This window comes from Actinomyces oricola, assembly GCF_004104015.1.
In the GTDB taxonomy this organism is placed as follows: domain Bacteria; phylum Actinomycetota; class Actinomycetes; order Actinomycetales; family Actinomycetaceae; genus Actinomyces; species Actinomyces oricola.
Genome location: NZ_RYFV01000032.1, coordinates 12,072 through 28,431, shown reverse-complemented (window position 1 = coordinate 28,431; position 16,360 = coordinate 12,072). Strand labels below are relative to the sequence as shown.

General features: G+C 68.7%; 14 protein-coding genes and 1 tRNA gene. 7 read left to right on the top strand and 8 right to left on the bottom strand.

The window, feature by feature from the left end; all coding sequences use genetic code 11:
• Positions 1–163: 163 nt before the first annotated feature.
• Positions 164–394 carry a hypothetical protein gene (locus EUC46_RS13150; protein WP_241655547.1) on the bottom strand — a complete coding sequence of 77 codons (231 nt, stop codon included), beginning with the start codon at positions 392–394 and terminating at the stop codon, positions 164–166.
• A 505-nt stretch (positions 395–899) separates the two neighbouring features.
• Positions 900–1,019 (bottom strand): helix-turn-helix domain-containing protein, encoded by a 120-nt coding sequence (locus tag EUC46_RS13145; protein ID WP_164918747.1) that lies wholly within the window; start codon positions 1,017–1,019, stop codon positions 900–902.
• A gap of 329 nt (positions 1,020–1,348) precedes the next feature.
• Between EUC46_RS13145 and EUC46_RS11170 the strand changes: the two genes are divergently transcribed.
• The 7 genes from EUC46_RS11170 to EUC46_RS11140 all read left to right on the top strand — a co-directional run bounded on the left by EUC46_RS11170 (position 1,349) and on the right by EUC46_RS11140 (position 9,862).
• Positions 1,349–3,547: a TPM domain-containing protein gene (locus EUC46_RS11170; RefSeq protein ID WP_128774239.1), complete on the top strand. Its 2,199-nt coding sequence runs from the start codon at positions 1,349–1,351 to the stop codon at positions 3,545–3,547.
• 239 nt (positions 3,548–3,786) lie between these two features.
• Positions 3,787–4,629, top strand: a complete 843-nt coding sequence (locus tag EUC46_RS11165; RefSeq protein ID WP_128774238.1) for a PspA/IM30 family protein — start codon at positions 3,787–3,789, stop codon at positions 4,627–4,629.
• Positions 4,630–4,863: 234 nt separating this feature from the next.
• Positions 4,864–5,466, top strand: a complete 603-nt coding sequence (locus EUC46_RS11160; protein ID WP_128774237.1) for an NYN domain-containing protein — start codon at positions 4,864–4,866, stop codon at positions 5,464–5,466.
• 116 nt (positions 5,467–5,582) lie between these two features.
• Positions 5,583–6,320 carry a response regulator transcription factor gene (locus tag EUC46_RS11155; RefSeq protein ID WP_128774236.1) on the top strand — a complete coding sequence of 246 codons (738 nt, stop codon included), beginning with the start codon at positions 5,583–5,585 and terminating at the stop codon, positions 6,318–6,320.
• A gap of 74 nt (positions 6,321–6,394) precedes the next feature.
• Complete coding sequence (locus EUC46_RS11150) at positions 6,395–7,912, top strand: sensor histidine kinase (protein WP_128774240.1); 1,518 nt, start codon at positions 6,395–6,397, stop codon at positions 7,910–7,912.
• A 96-nt stretch (positions 7,913–8,008) separates the two neighbouring features.
• Positions 8,009–9,232 (top strand): HD domain-containing protein, encoded by a 1,224-nt coding sequence (locus EUC46_RS11145; RefSeq protein ID WP_128774235.1) that lies wholly within the window; start codon positions 8,009–8,011, stop codon positions 9,230–9,232.
• A 324-nt stretch (positions 9,233–9,556) separates the two neighbouring features.
• Positions 9,557–9,862 carry a WXG100 family type VII secretion target gene (locus tag EUC46_RS11140; protein ID WP_128774234.1) on the top strand — a complete coding sequence of 102 codons (306 nt, stop codon included), beginning with the start codon at positions 9,557–9,559 and terminating at the stop codon, positions 9,860–9,862.
• A 75-nt stretch (positions 9,863–9,937) separates the two neighbouring features.
• Here EUC46_RS11140 and EUC46_RS11135 read toward each other — a convergent pair whose 3' ends face one another.
• From EUC46_RS11135 to EUC46_RS11110, 6 genes are all read right to left on the bottom strand, one after another.
• Positions 9,938–11,233, bottom strand: a complete 1,296-nt coding sequence (locus EUC46_RS11135; protein ID WP_128774233.1) for a CAP domain-containing protein — start codon at positions 11,231–11,233, stop codon at positions 9,938–9,940.
• A gap of 360 nt (positions 11,234–11,593) precedes the next feature.
• Complete coding sequence (groL, locus tag EUC46_RS11130) at positions 11,594–13,216, bottom strand: chaperonin GroEL (RefSeq protein ID WP_128774232.1); 1,623 nt, start codon at positions 13,214–13,216, stop codon at positions 11,594–11,596.
• A gap of 277 nt (positions 13,217–13,493) precedes the next feature.
• Complete coding sequence (locus EUC46_RS11125; RefSeq protein ID WP_128774231.1) at positions 13,494–14,126, bottom strand: LytR C-terminal domain-containing protein; 633 nt, start codon at positions 14,124–14,126, stop codon at positions 13,494–13,496.
• 283 nt (positions 14,127–14,409) lie between these two features.
• Positions 14,410–15,087 carry a uracil-DNA glycosylase gene (locus EUC46_RS11120; protein WP_128774230.1) on the bottom strand — a complete coding sequence of 226 codons (678 nt, stop codon included), beginning with the start codon at positions 15,085–15,087 and terminating at the stop codon, positions 14,410–14,412.
• A gap of 125 nt (positions 15,088–15,212) precedes the next feature.
• A tRNA-Thr gene (locus EUC46_RS11115) sits at positions 15,213–15,288 on the bottom strand.
• Positions 15,289–15,496: 208 nt separating this feature from the next.
• Complete coding sequence (locus EUC46_RS11110; protein WP_128774229.1) at positions 15,497–16,357, bottom strand: DsbA family protein; 861 nt, start codon at positions 16,355–16,357, stop codon at positions 15,497–15,499.
• Between the last annotated feature and the right edge of the window lie 3 nt (positions 16,358–16,360).

The following is a 16,360-nucleotide window of genomic DNA, read 5'->3' as shown; positions in this document are numbered from 1 at the left end:
CTTGGTGTCAAGGGGTGGAAGCAACGAGGAGGCGTTCGAAGGCTTCTCGTGGGGTGAGGTAGTTCAGGGTGGCGCGGGGGCGTTCACCCGTGTTCTTCGGCGATGGCGGTCAGGTAGGGCTGGTGCTGGGGTACCTGGGTGCCCTTGGGGAGGTACTCCCGGATCAGTCCGCCTGTGTTCTCGTTGCTGCCTCGTTGCCATGGGCTGTGGGGATCGGCGAAGTAGACCGGCATGTCGGTGGCCCCGGTACAGGGCGGCGTGGCCGGTGCATCTCGCTACCCTGGTCCCAGGTCAGGGTGCCTTTCATCAGATCGGGCAGCCCGTTGACGTGGTCGATCAGCGCGTCGCACACCCCGGCGGAGTCCTTGCCCTTGGGCAGGGCCAGGATCGTCACGAACCGGGTGGTGCGCCCCCGCCAGGGTGATAGCGGCGCTGCGCCCGTGGGCGCCGATGATCAGGTCGCCCTCCCAGTGGCCCGCCACCCGCCGGTCGGTGGCTTCTTCGGGGCGCTCGTCGATGCTGATCATGCCGATGATCGGGGCTTTGCGCCCGCCCAGGGATCGGCGAGGTCGGCGCCGGGTGCGCCTGGAGCGCAGCATGATCCCGTGCTCGCGCAGCGTCGTGCGCGCCATAGCCCAGAATCCAGATGCAGGAGCGCCTCGTGAGACACAACCGCTCCCATCGCTTCTGGGGACCCCTTGCAGGGTCCCAGCGTCTCATCGGTGGCCTCGACTCGCAGTCCCCCCGGCGGGGTTCTGCCGAGGCGTGCGCGAGCGCGCCAGGTCGGCCAGCACCCTGGCCCCAAGGGCCGGGCAGGCGTCGATCATTTGGGGGTCTTAGGGCGTGATCTGCGCCGCTGCGCGGTCACGTCCGCGCCCACGGGCCGATACCCACAAGCCCTACTGGTTGCGGGCGATCTCCCGCGAGACCACCGAGACATCACGACCGATCCGCTCAGCGATCCTGCGCAACGACCAGCCCTGCTCCAGCCCCCGTGCGATCGCAGCCCGATCCGACATCGTCAACATCCGACGCAACACAACCTCCCGCCTCTAACCAGCACTGTTGCTACGACCCTATGACACCACCGAGGTCGTCGGGGAGATGGTCGAACCCGGCACCACGGAGGCCGAATGGGGCAAGTGACGCCGTGTGGAGACCCCGGGATGAGCCCGCGCACCCCAACAACCCCTTACCCCCCAACGAAATCCTCACAGCACAACGTCCACGGCTGTTGTGCTGTGAGGATTTCGTTGGAGGGAAGGTTGGAGGGGAAGGGGAGTGAGGGCGAGGGCTGAGGGATGAGAGGGCTTGCCCTGCGCGCCCTGAAAAGGGGAGCATCGAGCCGATGAAGCAGACACCCCAACCTCGCCCAGCAATCGGTCCCCTCCTGCGCCTGACGGCCTGTTGCTGCCTGGCAACCGGGACCCTGCTCCTGCCGGCCGGGGCCGCCGCAGTAGACACCTCGGCCATCGCAGTTCACGCCGGCACCGGCACTGAGATCCCCGCCGATACCGGGGCCCTGCCGGCCCCCGCTAAGACCAGCACCGTCCTGCGCACCACGGTCACAGACGACGCCGGGCTTCTGGACGACAACGACGCCCAGAAGGTGGTTGAGCGGATTGAGGACGACCACAACCTCACGGTCTGGATCGTCACCATCGCCGACACCTCCATGACCGCCGAGGACTTCGCCAAGCAGGCCTGGAAGGACTCGGCCCTGGGCACCTACTCGGCGATCCTGGTCATTAACGTGCCCGGCAACGACATCAACACCTACTACTTCGGTGCCGATACGGCGACAAACGCGCCCCTGACCGACGAGCAGCAGAAGGAGATCACGGCCGGCCTCAAGCCCTTCTTGTCCGACCACGACTTCGACGGCGCGGTGGCGGCGCTGCCCGACCTCATCCGTTCCGCCTTGGGATCAGGGGACTCGGCGCCCTCCGCGGACTCCCCCTCCTCCGCTCTGACCACGCTGGCCGTGGGCGGGGCGGCGGCCGCGGCAGTCGCCGGGGGCGCCTGGGCCTTTAGCCGTTCACGTCGCAAGAACCACGGCGCTCAGGCGGCGGGCACTGGGCCCGCGGGCGCGCCGCCCCCTGAGGCGACCCTGACCCTGGATGAACTGCGCACCGGGGCGGGCAACGCCTTGGTGGCCGCCGACGACGCCGTGCGCGCCGCTGACGAGGAGCTCTCCTACGCCCAGGCCCAGTTCGGCCTGTCGGCGACCGACTCCTTTACCGCAGCGCTCAAGGAGGCCCGCGCGCACCTGGCCCGTTCTTTCGAGTTGCGCAAGCTCCTGGATGACGACATCCCGGACACTGAGCAACAGCAGCGCTCCATGTACGGGGAGATCATTCAGCGCTGCCAGGCCGCAATGGAGGCCATCCGGGCTCAGGAGCAGCAGTTCAACGAGCGCCGTGGCATTGAGGCCGACCTGCCCTCCTCCATTGCCGAGACCTCCCAGCGCGCCGATGAGACCGAGCAGGCCATTGCCATGGCGGAGACGCTTCTGGTGACTCTGCACGCCACCTACCCGGAGACGGCCCTGACCAGTGTCTCGCAGGCGCCCGGCCAGGCCCGGCGCCTGCTGGAGGCCGGACGCACCGCCCTGGACCAGGCGCACGCCTCACTGGAGGCGGGACAGCAGGGCACGGCTGTGGAACAGGTGCGCATCGCTCAGGGCTCCATTGCGCAGGCCGGTGAGCTCACCACCCAAGTCACCGGGGCCCGCGAGCGCCTAGAACACGCGGCGGCGGACCTGGAGGCCGCCATCGCCTCGATCTCCTCGGACCTGGTAGACGCCCGCCGTCTGCGCAATCAGGTTCCGTCACTGACCCTGGACCCGCTGGTTAACGAGGCCGAGCAGGCCGTGGCCCAGGGGCGCGCGGCGTCCGGCCCGGCCGCCACCGGTGACCCGTTGGCCGCCCTGGACCGACTCGGGCGGGCAGAGGCGGCGATTGACGCAGCCCTGGCCCCCGCGCGGGCCAAGGAGGAGAACGACTCTCGGGCCCGTGCCGCCGTGGGCTCACGCCTGGCGCGCCTGAACTCCCAGGTCGACGCCGTTACCTCCTACATCACGACCCACCGTGGCGCGGTCGGCGCCCAGGCTCGGACAGCCTTGTCGGAGGCCTCCCGGCACGCCGCTGCTGCCACCGCACTGCAGGGCACTGACGCCGCCGCGGCGCTGGCGGAGGTCACCGCGGGCGAACCACTGGTCTCGCAGGCCCAGGCTCTGGCCGAGGCCGATGTGCGCAACTCGGGCGGTTTCGGCTCCTCCTACGGCTCAGGAGGTTCGGGCGGGGGCTTCGGCGGCCTGGACCTGGGGTCACTAATCCTGGGCGGCATTCTGCTGGGCGGTGGAGGTGGCGGCCGTGGCGGCTACGGCGGCTGGGGTTCGGGCCACCGCGGAGGCGGCTGGGGTTCGGACCACCGCGGAGGCGGCTGGAATCCAGGCCACCGCGGAGGCGGCTGGAATCCAGGCCACCGCGGAGGCGGCTTCGGCGGCGGAGGCGGGGGCCTGGGCGGCGGCGGGGACCGCTTTTGAGCCGTCCTTGAGTCCTCCGGGCCGGCTCCGTCGACGCTCGCACCGTGAAACCCCTCGTGATCTGCTGTGGCCTGCGGCCCCATGGGGCTCATGCCCAGAGCGATCAATCCCGCGCCGGCTGCCGCGGCGCCCATCGATCTGGGACGATTCGGATCGGAACCGGCCCCACCGGGCCGGTGCATGACGTGACAGACCCGGCGTCGTCGTCGCCGGGAACCAACTGAAGGGAAAAGCAACCCATGGCAGAGAAGCAGTCGATCCTGGGCCGCGTCGCCCAGCTGACCAGGGCCAATATCAACGCCATCCTGGACCGCGCCGAGGACCCGGAGAAGATGCTCAACCAGCTGGTGCGCGACTACACGGCCTCCATCGCTGAAGCGCGCGACGCCGTGGCCCAGACCATTGGCAACCTGCGCTTGGCGGAAAAGGACTACGAGGCCGACCTCGCCGAGGCCAAGGACTGGGGCGCCAAGGCGCTGGCGGCCTCGCGCAAGGGCGATGAGCTGCGCTTGCGCGGGGACACCGCCGGTGCGGACAAGTGGGACTCCCTGGCCAAGATCGCACTGACCAAGCAGATCAGCGCCGAGAATGAGGCCAAGGCCGCCGAGCCAATGATCACCTCTCAGCGTCAGGTGGTCGAGCAGCTCAAGACCGGCCTGCAGCAGATGGAGGTCAAGCTCGGTGAGCTGCGCTCCAAGCGCGACCAGCTCATCGCCCGCCAGAAGACCGCTGAAACGCAGGTCAAGGTCCAGGGGGCCATTCGTTCCATTAATGTCATGGACCCCTCCAGCGAACTGTCCCGCTACGAGGACCAGGTTCGTCGTGTCGAGGCCCAGGCCGCCGGACAGGCCGAGCTCGCCGGCTCCTCCCTGGAGGCGCAGTTCGCGGAGCTGGAGTCCTCCACCACCCAGATGGAGGCAGAGGCCCGATTGGCGGCCCTTAAGGGCGGTCCCGCTGCGCTTCCCTCCGCTTCTCAGCCCGCGCAGATCACCGACGGCGATCCCGTTGAGGAGGCCTTCGCCGCCCTTAAGGCGGAGCAGGCCCAGCAGGTCCCGACTGAGGAGGACCAGTCCTCCTACTGAGGGGACCGAGGGCCCGGGTCAGGTTCACGCGCCCTCGCCCGAACGCCGACTGTCCGTCCACCGCCCGGGCGAGCCGTCCACCGCCCGGGCGAGTTCAGCCATTGACGAGGCGAGAGGTCGTGAACCATGAGCACCGACTGCCCGCACCCCGTGGGCGAACGGGGCGCTGCCCGGCCTCTCGCCGAACCGGCGGCCCAACGCGCCGTGCCGTCATCCCTCCCGTAACATTGACTTATGAGCACCGCCACCTACCTTCTCGTCGACGGCGAGAACATTGACGCCACCCTGGGCATGAGTGTCCTGGGTCGCCGCCCCGAGCCGGAGGAGCGTCCCCGCTGGGACCGCGTGCTCTCCTTCTGCGACGAGCTCTCTGACAGTGCCGCGCTCAGCGGCCAGGGCGAGGACACTCGTGCCCTGTTCTTCCTCAATGCCACCAATGGGCACATGCCCATGGGTTTTGTCCAGGCGCTGCTGGCCATGGACTACCGCCCCGTCCCACTGGCTGGCTCGGGCAACCCCGAGGAGAAGGTCGTCGACATCGGTATCCAGCGCACCCTGGACGCCTTGGCCGAGCGCGCCGAGCAGGGTGAGCACTCCCACATACTGCTGGGCAGCCACGACGGCGACTACATCCCCCAGGTCGAGCGCTTGCTGGGGGCCGGGGCGCGGGTGGGCGTGCTGTGCTTCCGGGAGTTCCTCAACACGCACCTGGCGGCCCTGGAGTCCAAGGGCCTGGAGTTGCACGACCTGGAGACCGACGTGGGCGCTTTCACTATCGCCTTGCCACGGGTGCGCATCATCCCGCTAGCCGAGTTCGACCCGCGCAAGTTCCTCTGATTCCACTCCTCCTCCTTCAATCCGGCCCCCCTGTCCCCCAATCCTGCTCCTCAGCGGGCACCGGCTTGCAGCACACCCCCAGGAAACACCCAGGCAGGCGCGGCAGGGTGGCGTCCATGGACCGTTCCCAGGACTCTCACTCCGAGGCGCATCTGCTCGTCGTCGACGATGAGCCCAATATCCGCGACCTGTTGGCTTCGTCCCTACGTTTCGCCGGGTTCGAGGTGTCCACTGCCGCCGACGGCAGAGGGGCTCTGCACGGTGTGGAGGGCCAGGACCCCGACCTCATTGTCTTGGACGTCATGCTGCCCGACATGGATGGCTTCACCGTGGCCCGGCGCCTGCGCGAAAGGGACGTCACCACCCCAATCCTCTTCCTGACGGCCCGCGACGATATGGCCGACAAGGTCCAGGGCCTAACGGTCGGCGGGGACGACTACGTCACCAAACCCTTCGGCCTGGAGGAGGTCGTCGCCCGCATTCGAGCCATCCTGCGGCGAACGCGCGCCGTGGAGGGGGAGGATGACGGTGTGCTGCGCGTGTCCGACCTGGTCCTCGATGAGGACGCCCACGAGGTGCACCGCGGCGGGGTGGAGGTGGACCTGTCCCCCACCGAGTTCAAGCTCCTGCGCTATCTCATGCTCAACTCCGGGCGGGTGGTTTCCAAGGTCCAAATCCTGGATCACGTCTGGGAGTACGACTGGAATGGGGACGCCGCCATTGTGGAGTCCTACATCTCCTACCTGCGTCGCAAGATCGACCAGATTAAGGACCAGGAGGGCAACGCCGTCGCCCCCTTGATCCAGACCCGCCGGGGAGTGGGTTACATGCTGCGTGAGCCCAAGAGCGAGTGACCATCGTGAACGCACGGGCGCGGGTGAGGCGGGGCAGGCAGCACCGGCCCGTCAAACGGGGGCGCTGGCACCCGGTGACGACGGCGCGGCGGGCTTGGCATACCCAGCCGCTGCGCATTCGCCTGGTACTCATTACCACCGGGCTGCTGGCCATTGGCCTACTGGTCGCCTCCCTGGCCGTGACCTCCCTGCTGACCAGCCACCTGCTGGGGCAGGTCGACGACCAGCTGCGGGTCACCGCCCAGGCGGTCGGCACCCAGGGCCTGGCTGAGATCCACTCCGGCTCGGAATCGTCCATGCCCTCGACCTACTACGTCAAGGCCGAGTATGTCGATGGCCAGTCCGGTCACAGGATCAGTACCGACACCGCCGCCGAGAACGGCACCCCGCTGGTCGGGGACCTGTCCCTGAAAAGGGCGATCGCTCATGCTGACGACCCCGAACTCATTACCGTCGGCTCCACGCTCCCCGGCCGCCAGTGGCGCGTCATTATTCTGCCGATCTCCGACTCCTCGACCGGCTCCATGGTCGGGGTCGTGGCAATCGCCCTGCCCTTGAGCAACGTCTTGGAGACCGCGGAGCGCACGCGCCTCATCCTGGCGCTGGTGGATGTGGCGGTCATCCTGGTGGGCGCCATGGCCGCCACCTACCTGGTGCGCCGCTCCTTCCGCCCCCTGCGCCAAATCGAGGGGGTTGCGGGCAGGATCGCCACCGGTGACCTCTCGGCGCGAGTGCCGGTCACGGAGCCCTCCACCACGGAGGTCGGCTCCCTACAGCGGGCCCTGAACGCCATGCTCAGCCAGAACGAGAATGCTTTCTCCGTCCAGGTGGTCGCCCAGGAGCGCATGACCCGTTTCGTATCCGACGCCTCCCATGAGCTGCGCACCCCGTTAGCGGCCATCCGCGGCTACGGGGAGTTGTTCCGCATGGGCGGCGTCCCGCCCGAACGCACACCGGAGGTCATGGGTCGCATTGAGTCGGAGGCCACGCGCATGGGCCACCTGGTCGACGACCTCCTCCAGCTGGCCCGCATGGACGAGGGGCGCAAAATGGAGTACACGAGGGTGGATCTCACCACCATTGCCTCCGGGGCCCTGGCGGACATGACCGTGCTCGCCCCTGACCGGGTCTGTGAACTCCGGGCCCTGGACGGCAGCGCAGCCGAGCCCGGGCCGCTGGTGGTCATGGGCGACAAGGACCGCCTCTCCCAGGTGGTGACGAACCTGCTGGGCAATGTTGTGCAGCACACCCCGGCGGGTTCACCGGTGGAGATCGCCATCGGCTCCCTGCCCTCCCCGCAGCCGGGGAAAATGCCCATGGTGGTCATGGAGGTGCGCGACCACGGCCCCGGCGTCCCCGATCAGGAGATGGAGAAGGTCTTCCAGCGCTTCTACCGCTCCGACACCTCCCGCAATCGGGAGACCGGCGGCTCGGGGCTGGGCCTGGCCATTGTGGCCGCAATTGTGGCCCGTCACGGCGGCACGGTGGGCATGGCCCAGACCCCCGGCGGCGGAGCCACGGTTCGCATTGAGCTGCCCGCCGCCAAGAACGGCGACACGCCCGAGAGTGTGGGGCAGAACACCGCCGAATAAGGATTCTGCGCAGTTGACGGACGCCCTCCCCTTCGACAAGAGGCGGGTCGAGTCCTACGATGGCGAGCGTCCCGTCCCCGATCACGGAGGCTTCCTATGGGCGTCATCGACGCACCGCAGTGGCTGCTCCCCGCCTACACGCGCAGTGTGCGGGCCGTCGGGGCCACGGCACCGGCCGAACGGATCAACGCCTCAGGCGAGGCCCTTATCGACCGATGGAGCACGCCGGACCGTCATTTCCACAACCTTAGGCACGTCATCGACCTGCTGGCGCGCGTCGACGAACTCGCCGACGAGTCCCACAACCCGCATATTATGCGCCTGGCCGCCTGGTATCACGGTTGTGTTTTCTCCTCAGCCACCGAGGAGACCTACCGGCGCAACGGCGGGGAGGATGAGATCGCTTCGGCCGCCTACGCCGCCCAAGACCTTCAGGCCCTGGGGGTGCCCGACCGGGTGGTGGACCGGATCTGCGCCCTCATCCTTAACCTCAAGCGGCACAACCTGGCCCCTAATGACTTCGACGCCCTGGCCCTCAACGACGCCGACCTGGGCACCCTGGCCGTGGAGCCGCAGCGTTACAAGAGCTACCGGCAGCTGGTGCGCCAGGAGTACGCCCACATCCCCGATGAGGACTACCTGCGGGCTCGTCTGGCGATCGTCTCCCGGCTGCTGGACCGCGACCGACTCTTCTCCTCCCCTTTGGGTGCGCGTTGGGAGAAGGCGGCCCGGGAGAATCTTCATGCCGAGCGCCAGCGCCTGGAGCGGGCACTGGAGACCCTGCCGCTCACGCCGGGGGACTGCCGGGTCGACGACGTCGTGCTCACCGCCCCAGCGGCTCCCGCCACGACCACCCCACCACGGGGTGTGCCCGCGGCTCCCAGTACCTCTGCGGCATCTCCCGCCGAACCGTCCCCCTCCCCGGGCGCATCCCAGTCCCAGAGCCCACAAGACGACGGTGTCAAGGCCCGAAGCGCTCCTCCCCGGACCTCACTGCACTCCCGTCTTCATGCCTTGTCCGGCTCCGGCTCCGGTTCTGCGCACCCGCAGAAGACCGACCCCGAGAAGAAGAAGCGCGTCCATCACACCGCCTCCATGGAGTCCTGCGTCGAGGACATTGACCAGCTGCTGGGTTCCCCGCGCGCCCAGGCCACTCAGGGGGCCTCGGCTGCCGACGGGACTGAGGATCGGCAGGCCCGGATCGAGGCTGAACGGGCGCGCCTGGCCGAGAAAGTGCGGCGCCGTTCCGAGGAGGCCAAGATCCTGCGCGAGGCCCGCACCGGGGAGATCCTGCCCATCGCCGACACCGTACGCTCCTAAAGCCCACCCCCATGGAGGCCACCCGGCCACCCCGGCCGCCGCCCCCACCATCTCTCCTCTCCCCTCCAACGAAATCCTCACAGCACAACGTCCGCGGATGGTGTGCTGTGAGGATTTCGTTGGAGGGAGGGAGGGGGCCGGCGGGCGGGCGGATGGACGAGGGAGGGACGGCGTTGAACACCTGATCGACTCCGGGGAACCACAGGCATCCTGTGCTTCGGGTTATCCACAAGGGTCGATTCGGGCGAAGGCGCCGGTCCCGCCGGCGCACGTAGCCTGGAGGTGTCCGCACACCCGCGGTTCCTGCTAGGAAAGGTCCCTGTTATGCCCGTTTTCTCCGTCGACACTCAGGCCGTTGGCGACACCGCCGCCCGCGCCCGCGCCCGTATCTCCACCATCCAGACTGAGGTGGATGGCATGCAAGGCGACATCACCCTGCTCCAGTCCTCCTGGAGCGGCGGGGCCTCAGAGTCCATGGCGGCCTGCGCCTCGGATTGGCACCTCACCCAACTTCAGGTCCAGTCCTCCCTGGACTCCATTAGCCAGGCCCTTGACCTGGCCGCCGTATCCTACGACGACGCCGAGACCGCCAATGTTGGCCGCTTCGGTGCGCAAGCCCCCATGGCCTAATCCCACTGGCGAGGTGGGCGGGCCCGCCCTCTATCGGGGAAGGGCACGACGGCGGCATTGGCGTCGCCGGTTCGGTCAGGCGCGGCGTCGCCGTCGCACCAGGGCGAGGCCGGCGACGACCAGGCCCAGTGCCGTCAGGCCCACGGCAAGGTTGGGGCCGGTCAGGGCCAGGCCATTGGGTCGACCGGACTCGCCGCGCTGTCCCGCCGCCGCGGCTGGGGTTGCGGACGATGCGGTCATGGCGTCGGCTGCGGCCTCAGCGGCCGAGACCCGCACAGCCGGAGCCAAGGAGGCCTCGGCCAAGGCGGCTGGAGCGGCCTGCTCAAGGGTCGGAGTGCCAGCAGACTCCGCGGGGTCGCCGGAGTCCGCTGAAGGAGCCGACTCAGCGGCACCGGACTCGCCGGAACCGGTCTGTTGCGCTGACTCCGCGGGGTCGCCGGAGCCATTCGGCTCACCGGGTTCAGCCGCCCCAACCGGTTCACCGGACTGGGCGACGTCACCAGACCCGCTAGACCCAGCTGCCTCGGCAAACCCATTGGAATCAGCCGCCTCAACCGACTCATCAGAACCAGCCGTCCCGGCAGACTCAGCAGGCTCAGCGACACCACCAGTCCCAGCAGACTCATCGGCTCCGGTATTTCCAGCGGGTTCAGCCGTCTCAGGGGAACCGGCGGCCCCGGCGGCGGGCGCAGGTGCATTGGATTCTGGGGTCGGTTCGGCACCGGCAGCCGCAGTGGGCAACCCGGCCGAGGCGGCGGGGGCCGGTGCACTGGCCTGGCTCGGGGCGGCCGGGGTCAGCCCACTGACGTCCTCGTAGGTGCCGAAGTTCTGGGTGGCGTACCAACTCCCCGTCGAGGAGTTGTAGGCGATACCGACGCCAATGGCGTTGGTATCAGGGTCGGTCATGTTCTGGTAGTGGCCCGGGGAGCTGCGCCACTGCTCAAACAGGAGCGCACCAATATCTTCTCCGCTCGAACTCGAACCGCGCATGGCCACGTTCTCCGCCGCCCACGACCAGCCCGTGGGGTATTGGCCGCTGAAGTCGGGGTTATGGGTCATGGTGCCGCCGCCGGCCATCTGCTCCGACCAGGTCTGGGCAATGGTGTCGAGCTCGGTGTAGCGGGTCACCGGCGCCAGTCCGAGCTCAGAGCGCAGCGCGTTGACCCTGGTCAGGATCGTCTGGGCGTAGGCAGCGCTCTCAGTGCCGGCGGCACTCTGGGAGCTCTGAGCGCCGAGGGCGGCGGGCTGAATCACTGTGGTCGTAGCGGCCTGGCCGGCTGCCGGCGCCAATGGCGCGCCATAGGCGACCGAGGAGGCAGTCAATGGCAGGACGGCTAGCAGGGTGGCTCCGACTCCGCGTAAGAGACTCATGTGAGGGCTCTCTTCGTTCGGGGACACAGGCGTCACGGCATTGCCACAGCAACTGGCGATCCACCAGTGCACAAGGTCGATGTGACGCCCCGGACATGGTGCGCCCTACCCAATCACGCGCCCGCACGCCCGGGCACGTTATTGATCTGTGACCTTTCTGACGCCGCTTCCCCCGGCCTGGTGGACCTTCCCCAATGCCCGCCAAGCCGGAGGAAACAAGGAATGGCACTGCCCTTCCGCGCAGAGTGAAGGCGCATGACACGCGGGCGGACGACGGCGGGCCACCCCGTTACAGGGTAGCCCGCCGTCGTCTCATATCGTCAGGTTCAGCGCCTGAGCATCCGGTCAGTGACCAGTAACTCAGTACATGCCGCCCATGTCCTCGCCACCGCCGGCGGCCGGGGGGGCCGGGGGCTCGGGCTTGTCGGCCACGACGGCCTCGGTGGTCAGGAACAGGCCGGCAATGGAGGCGGCGTTCTGCAGAGCGGAGCGGGTCACCTTGACCGGATCGGCAATACCGGCGGTCAGGAGGTTGACGTACTCCCCGGTGGCGGCGTTCAGGCCCTCACCGGCGGCCAGGTTGCGCACGCGGTCGACAATGACGCCGCCCTCGAAGCCGGCGTTAATGGCGATCTGCTTCAGCGGCGACTCCAAGGCGACCCTGACAATGGTGGCGCCAGTGGCCTCGTCGCCCTCCAGGGCGAGGTCGTCAAGGGCCCCGGCGGCCTGGAGGAGCGCCACGCCGCCTCCGGCGACAATGCCCTCCTCAATGGCGGCCTTGGCGTTGCGCACGGCGTCCTCAATGCGGTGCTTGCGCTCCTTGAGCTCAACCTCCGTGGCGGCGCCGGACTTCAGCACGGCCACGCCACCGGCCAGCTTGGCCAGGCGCTCGGAGAGCTTCTCCCGGTCGTACTCGGAGTCGGACTTCTCAATCTCGGCGCGGATCTGGCTCACGCGGGCCTCAATGGCGTCCTTGTCCCCGGCGCCCTCAACAATCGTGGTCTCGTCCTTGGTGACGACCACCTTGCGGGCCTGCCCCAGGTCCTCGATGGTGGCGTTCTCCAGCTTGAGGCCGACGGTCTCGGAGATCACGGTGCCGCCGGTGAGGATGGCCATGTCCTGGAGCATCGCCTTGCGGCGGTCGCCGAAGCCGGGGGCCTTGACGGCCACGGACTTGAAGGTGCCGCGGATGCGGTTGACCACGAGGGTGGCCAGGGCCTCGGCCTCAACATCCTCAGCAATGATGGCCAGCGGCTTGCCGGCCTGCATGACCTTCTCCAGGAGGGGCAGCAGGTCCTTGACGTTGGAGATCTTGGACTCCACCAGCAGGACGTAGGCGTCCTCCAGGACTGCCTCCTGGCGGTCGGCGTCAGTGACGAAGTAGGGGGAGATGAAGCCCTTGTCGAAGCGCATGCCCTCGGTGACCTCGAGCTCCAGGCCGAAGGTGTTGGACTCCTCGACGGTCACAACGCCCTCGTGGCCGACCTTCTCCAGGGCCTCGGCGATGAGCTCGCCGATCTGCTCGTCGGCGGCGGAGATGGAGGCGGTGGCCGCGATCTCCTCGGGGGTCTCGACCTCCTTGGCGTCGGCGAGCAGGCGCTCGACGACGACGGCGACGGCCTTGTCAATGCCGCGGCGCAGGGCGATCGGGTTGGCGCCGGCCGCAACGTTGCGCAGGCCCTCGCGCACGAGCGACTGGGCCAGCACGGTGGCGGTGGTGGTGCCGTCACCGGCGACGTCGTCGGTCTTCTTGGCGACCTCCTTGACCAGCTCGGCGCCGATCTTCTCGTAGGGGTCCTCCAACTCGATCTCCTTGGCGATGGTCACGCCGTCGTTGGTGATCGTGGGGGCGCCCCACTTCTTGTCGAGCACGACATTGCGGCCCTTGGGGCCGAGTGTGACCTTGACGGTGTCGGCGAGGACATTGAGGCCCCGCTCCATCCCGCGGCGGGCCTCCTCATCGAAGGCGATGATCTTGGGCATTGAGTTTCCTCCACTGCACGGTGGTGGCCGGTCGGTGCCCGCGACGGACGGACCAACTCGGGGCGTTCACGTCACGCCCTGGGCCGATCCTCACCTCTCAGCCTCGGTTTTGTCACTCGTTGGCTCCGAGTGCTAACCGCAATGCTGGCACTCTCGCTCCTCGAGTGCAAGGCGCCGGCCGTCCGCCGCTCCCCGCTCCTCCCATGGCGAAGCGGAACGCCCGCTACGGAGATCCGCCACACGGATCGGGGTCACTGCATGTATGGCGTGTACGGCGTCACTCCGTGTAGTCCTCGCGCAGCACCACCACGATCGGGTTGGATGCCGCTTCGTCGGCGGACTCCACCACCGCGGTAATACCGAGCTGGGAGGCCACGGCCCGAGCGGTCGCCTCGTACTCGGCGGAGGCGTAGAAGACGGTGCTGGCCGCGGGCTCGTCAGCGGAGTACATGCCCTGGGAGACGGAGACGCCGGTGAATCCGGCACTAGCGAGACGATCCCCGGTGCGCCCGGCCAGGCCGGTGGTTGGTGTGCCGTTGTGAACCGTGACACCTGTGTCGTAATCAACATTCGCCGCCGGGGTCTCCTCCTGGGTCGGGGTCGCCGACGGCGCGGCCGAGCTGGGGGTAGCAGCCTTCTGGGAGGGAGTCGAGGGGGCCTGGGGGCTCGGCTGGGCGGTCTCGGCCACGCTAGGCGCACTGGAGGAAGTGCCGCCGGGCGCCGAGAGGCCCGCGTTCCTCCCCAGCAAGCGCACAGCGCCCCACGCCAGCGCCGGCACCACTATGAGGACAATGAGCAGGGGTATCCAGCTGCGCCATGCAGGAACCTCGGCGCGGTGGACGCCGACAGGCACCGGTCCATCATCGGGCTTGGCGTCGAACTCGTCCTCGGGGTACTCGTAGCGGCTCACCCGGCGAGAATACCGGGCTCACGGCCTCACCGGCGCACGATCCCCTGCGACACCCCGTCGATCTGCGCATGAACCGCCCTCGGCCCGGGGCCAGACGGGTCTCAGCGGCCCATGCGGCCCGCCCCGGGCAGGCACCGGCCGGGCTTCGGGCGGGCCGCCCTGAAGGCCTGGACCGACCGGGTCGTCCGGGCCCATCCCGGCCGGCCCCCGGCCAGGCCCCGGCCGGCGCGCGCGGCTGTGACGGAGCAGTCGGTGGGGTCGGTGCGTCCCGGCGCCGTCGGGATTAGGGCAGGCGCCAGTCCACGGGCTCAGCCCCCTGCTCGGTGAGCATGGTGTTGGCCCGGGAGAAGGGACGCGAACCGAAGAAGCCCCGCGAGGCGCTGAGGGGCGAGGGGTGCGGGGAGGCGACAATCGGCGTCGAACCGAGCATTGGGGTCAGGGACTGGGCGGGGCGCCCCCATAGGATCGCCACCAGTGGGGCGTCCCGCTCAACCAGGGCCTCAATGGCGCGGGCGGTCACCGTCTCCCAGCCCCACCCCTTGTGGGAGGCCGGGGCGCCGGGGCGCACCGTGAGCACACGGTTGAGGAGCATGACGCCCTGCTGGGACCACGGCGTGAGGTCGCCGGAGGTGGGGCGCTCAACGCCGAGGTCGTTAACCAGCTCAGTAAAGATGTTCTCCAGGCTCCGCGGGGGCTTGACCCCTGGCTGGACGGAGAAGCTCAGGCCCATGGGGTGACCCGGGGTCGGGTAGGGGTCCTGGCCCACAATGAGGACGCGGACCTCATCGAGTGGATAGGTGAAGGCGCGCAGCACATCGGTGCCGGCGGGCAGGTAGCCGACGCCGGAGGCGACCTCCTGGCGCAGCTTCACCCCGATCTCGTGGATAGTCGGTTCCACGGGGGCCAGGGCCTGGGCCCAGGAGGGGTGCACAATCTCGGACAGGGGCTTGGGATCACTCACAGCCCAGAGCGTAGCGGTCCCGGGGTGCGCCCGGACACAGACACATGAGAGGTGCTCGACATTGCTCCCCCGGGGCCGGGAACGCGGTCATGCAGGCGTGAACCGTTGGGGTCCTACGAGATTCTTGGAGCCGCGTATCGGACTCGAACCGATGACCTGCTGTTTACAAGACAGCTGCTCTACCAACTGAGCTAACACGGCGCTGTCGCGATGGGCCCGCGACCGCCAGGGGCAAGTCTGGCACATGCGCGGCCAGGGCCCGAATCGGCCGGGCGCGTCCTGGCGCTGCCGCTCGACCCGGGACTACTGGGACCCGGATCGGGGAACGGGTCAGGAGGGCTCTGCCTCCTGGAGGCCGCACCGGCGGGCGGGCCGACCCGCTTCGCGCGGCGTGCCGCCCGTCAAGCCCTTAGTTGTTGTCGCCCTTGACGACGCGTGTCAGGGCGTCGGCGGTGGCGAGCGTGGCCAGGTCGAGCACCTGGCCGTCAAGCATGACCGTCGGCGTCCCCAGCAGGTTCTCGTCCTGGAAGGCCCGGGTGGAGGTCTCGACCCATGTGCTGTAGGTGCCGGCGTCGATGGTCTCCTGGAAGAGGCCCGTGACACTTGTGGAAACGCCGACTCCCTCTGCGGCGGCCATTAAGTCCTTCGTGGTCAGCGCGGATTTCGCAGTGGCCCGCAGGGTCATAACGGACTCGTGGAAGTCCAGCGCGGAGTCCGGGGCCTGGTCGAGCACCAGTCCCATGGCGTTCATGACCATATCCGTCCATGGCTGGCCCAGGATCTTGCACGGGTGGAGGACCAGGGTGATGGCCCCCTCCGCCAAGAGGGTGTTGATCTCGTCGGCGTGAAGGACGTCGAAGTTGGCGCAGTGGCCGCACGAGTAGTCGAAATAGATCTCCAGCAGGGGAATCTCAGGGCTTCCCTGCCCGATCGCCGCCCCCTTGACGTAAGTCCAGGAGCCATCGGCGTTGACAGGAGCCGGCATACCCGCGACCGGGGTCGCCATGGGGCTGGGCAGCCTGTCCGCGCGGCCCTCATTCTCCTTCTCATTCTCCTTCTTCTTGTTCCCCAAGGAGATGAGCCCGGTGCCGACCCCGACCCCGACTCCGACGACGCCAAGCGCGCCCACAGCACCGCCGGCGAGCAGAGCCCGGCGGGTGATCGTCTTCCGCCGTTCCTTCCGCGCCTGCTCGGCGCGCATCTTCTGAGCCATGGCGCGGGCGGCCTCACGGCGCTCAGCCTTCGTAGGACGGGGGTGGTTCGAGGCCACGGG

Bases quoted from the DNA above. Each gene is read 5' to 3' on its own strand.
- EUC46_RS11135 (WP_128774233.1), bottom strand. From the start codon at position 11,233: ATGAGTCTCTTACGCGGAGTCGGAGCCACCCTGCTAGCCGTCCTGCCA.
- EUC46_RS11170 (WP_128774239.1), top strand. From the start codon at position 1,349: ATGAAGCAGACACCCCAACCTCGCCCAGCAATCGGTCCCCTCCTGCGC.
- EUC46_RS11155 (WP_128774236.1), top strand. From the start codon at position 5,583: ATGGACCGTTCCCAGGACTCTCACTCCGAGGCGCATCTGCTCGTCGTC.
- EUC46_RS11160 (WP_128774237.1), top strand. From the start codon at position 4,864: ATGAGCACCGCCACCTACCTTCTCGTCGACGGCGAGAACATTGACGCC.
- groL (WP_128774232.1), bottom strand. From the start codon at position 13,216: ATGCCCAAGATCATCGCCTTCGATGAGGAGGCCCGCCGCGGGATGGAG.
- EUC46_RS11145 (WP_128774235.1), top strand. From the start codon at position 8,009: ATGGGCGTCATCGACGCACCGCAGTGGCTGCTCCCCGCCTACACGCGC.
- EUC46_RS13145 (WP_164918747.1), bottom strand. From the start codon at position 1,019: ATGTCGGATCGGGCTGCGATCGCACGGGGGCTGGAGCAGGGCTGGTCG.
- EUC46_RS11140 (WP_128774234.1), top strand. From the start codon at position 9,557: ATGCCCGTTTTCTCCGTCGACACTCAGGCCGTTGGCGACACCGCCGCC.
- EUC46_RS11165 (WP_128774238.1), top strand. From the start codon at position 3,787: ATGGCAGAGAAGCAGTCGATCCTGGGCCGCGTCGCCCAGCTGACCAGG.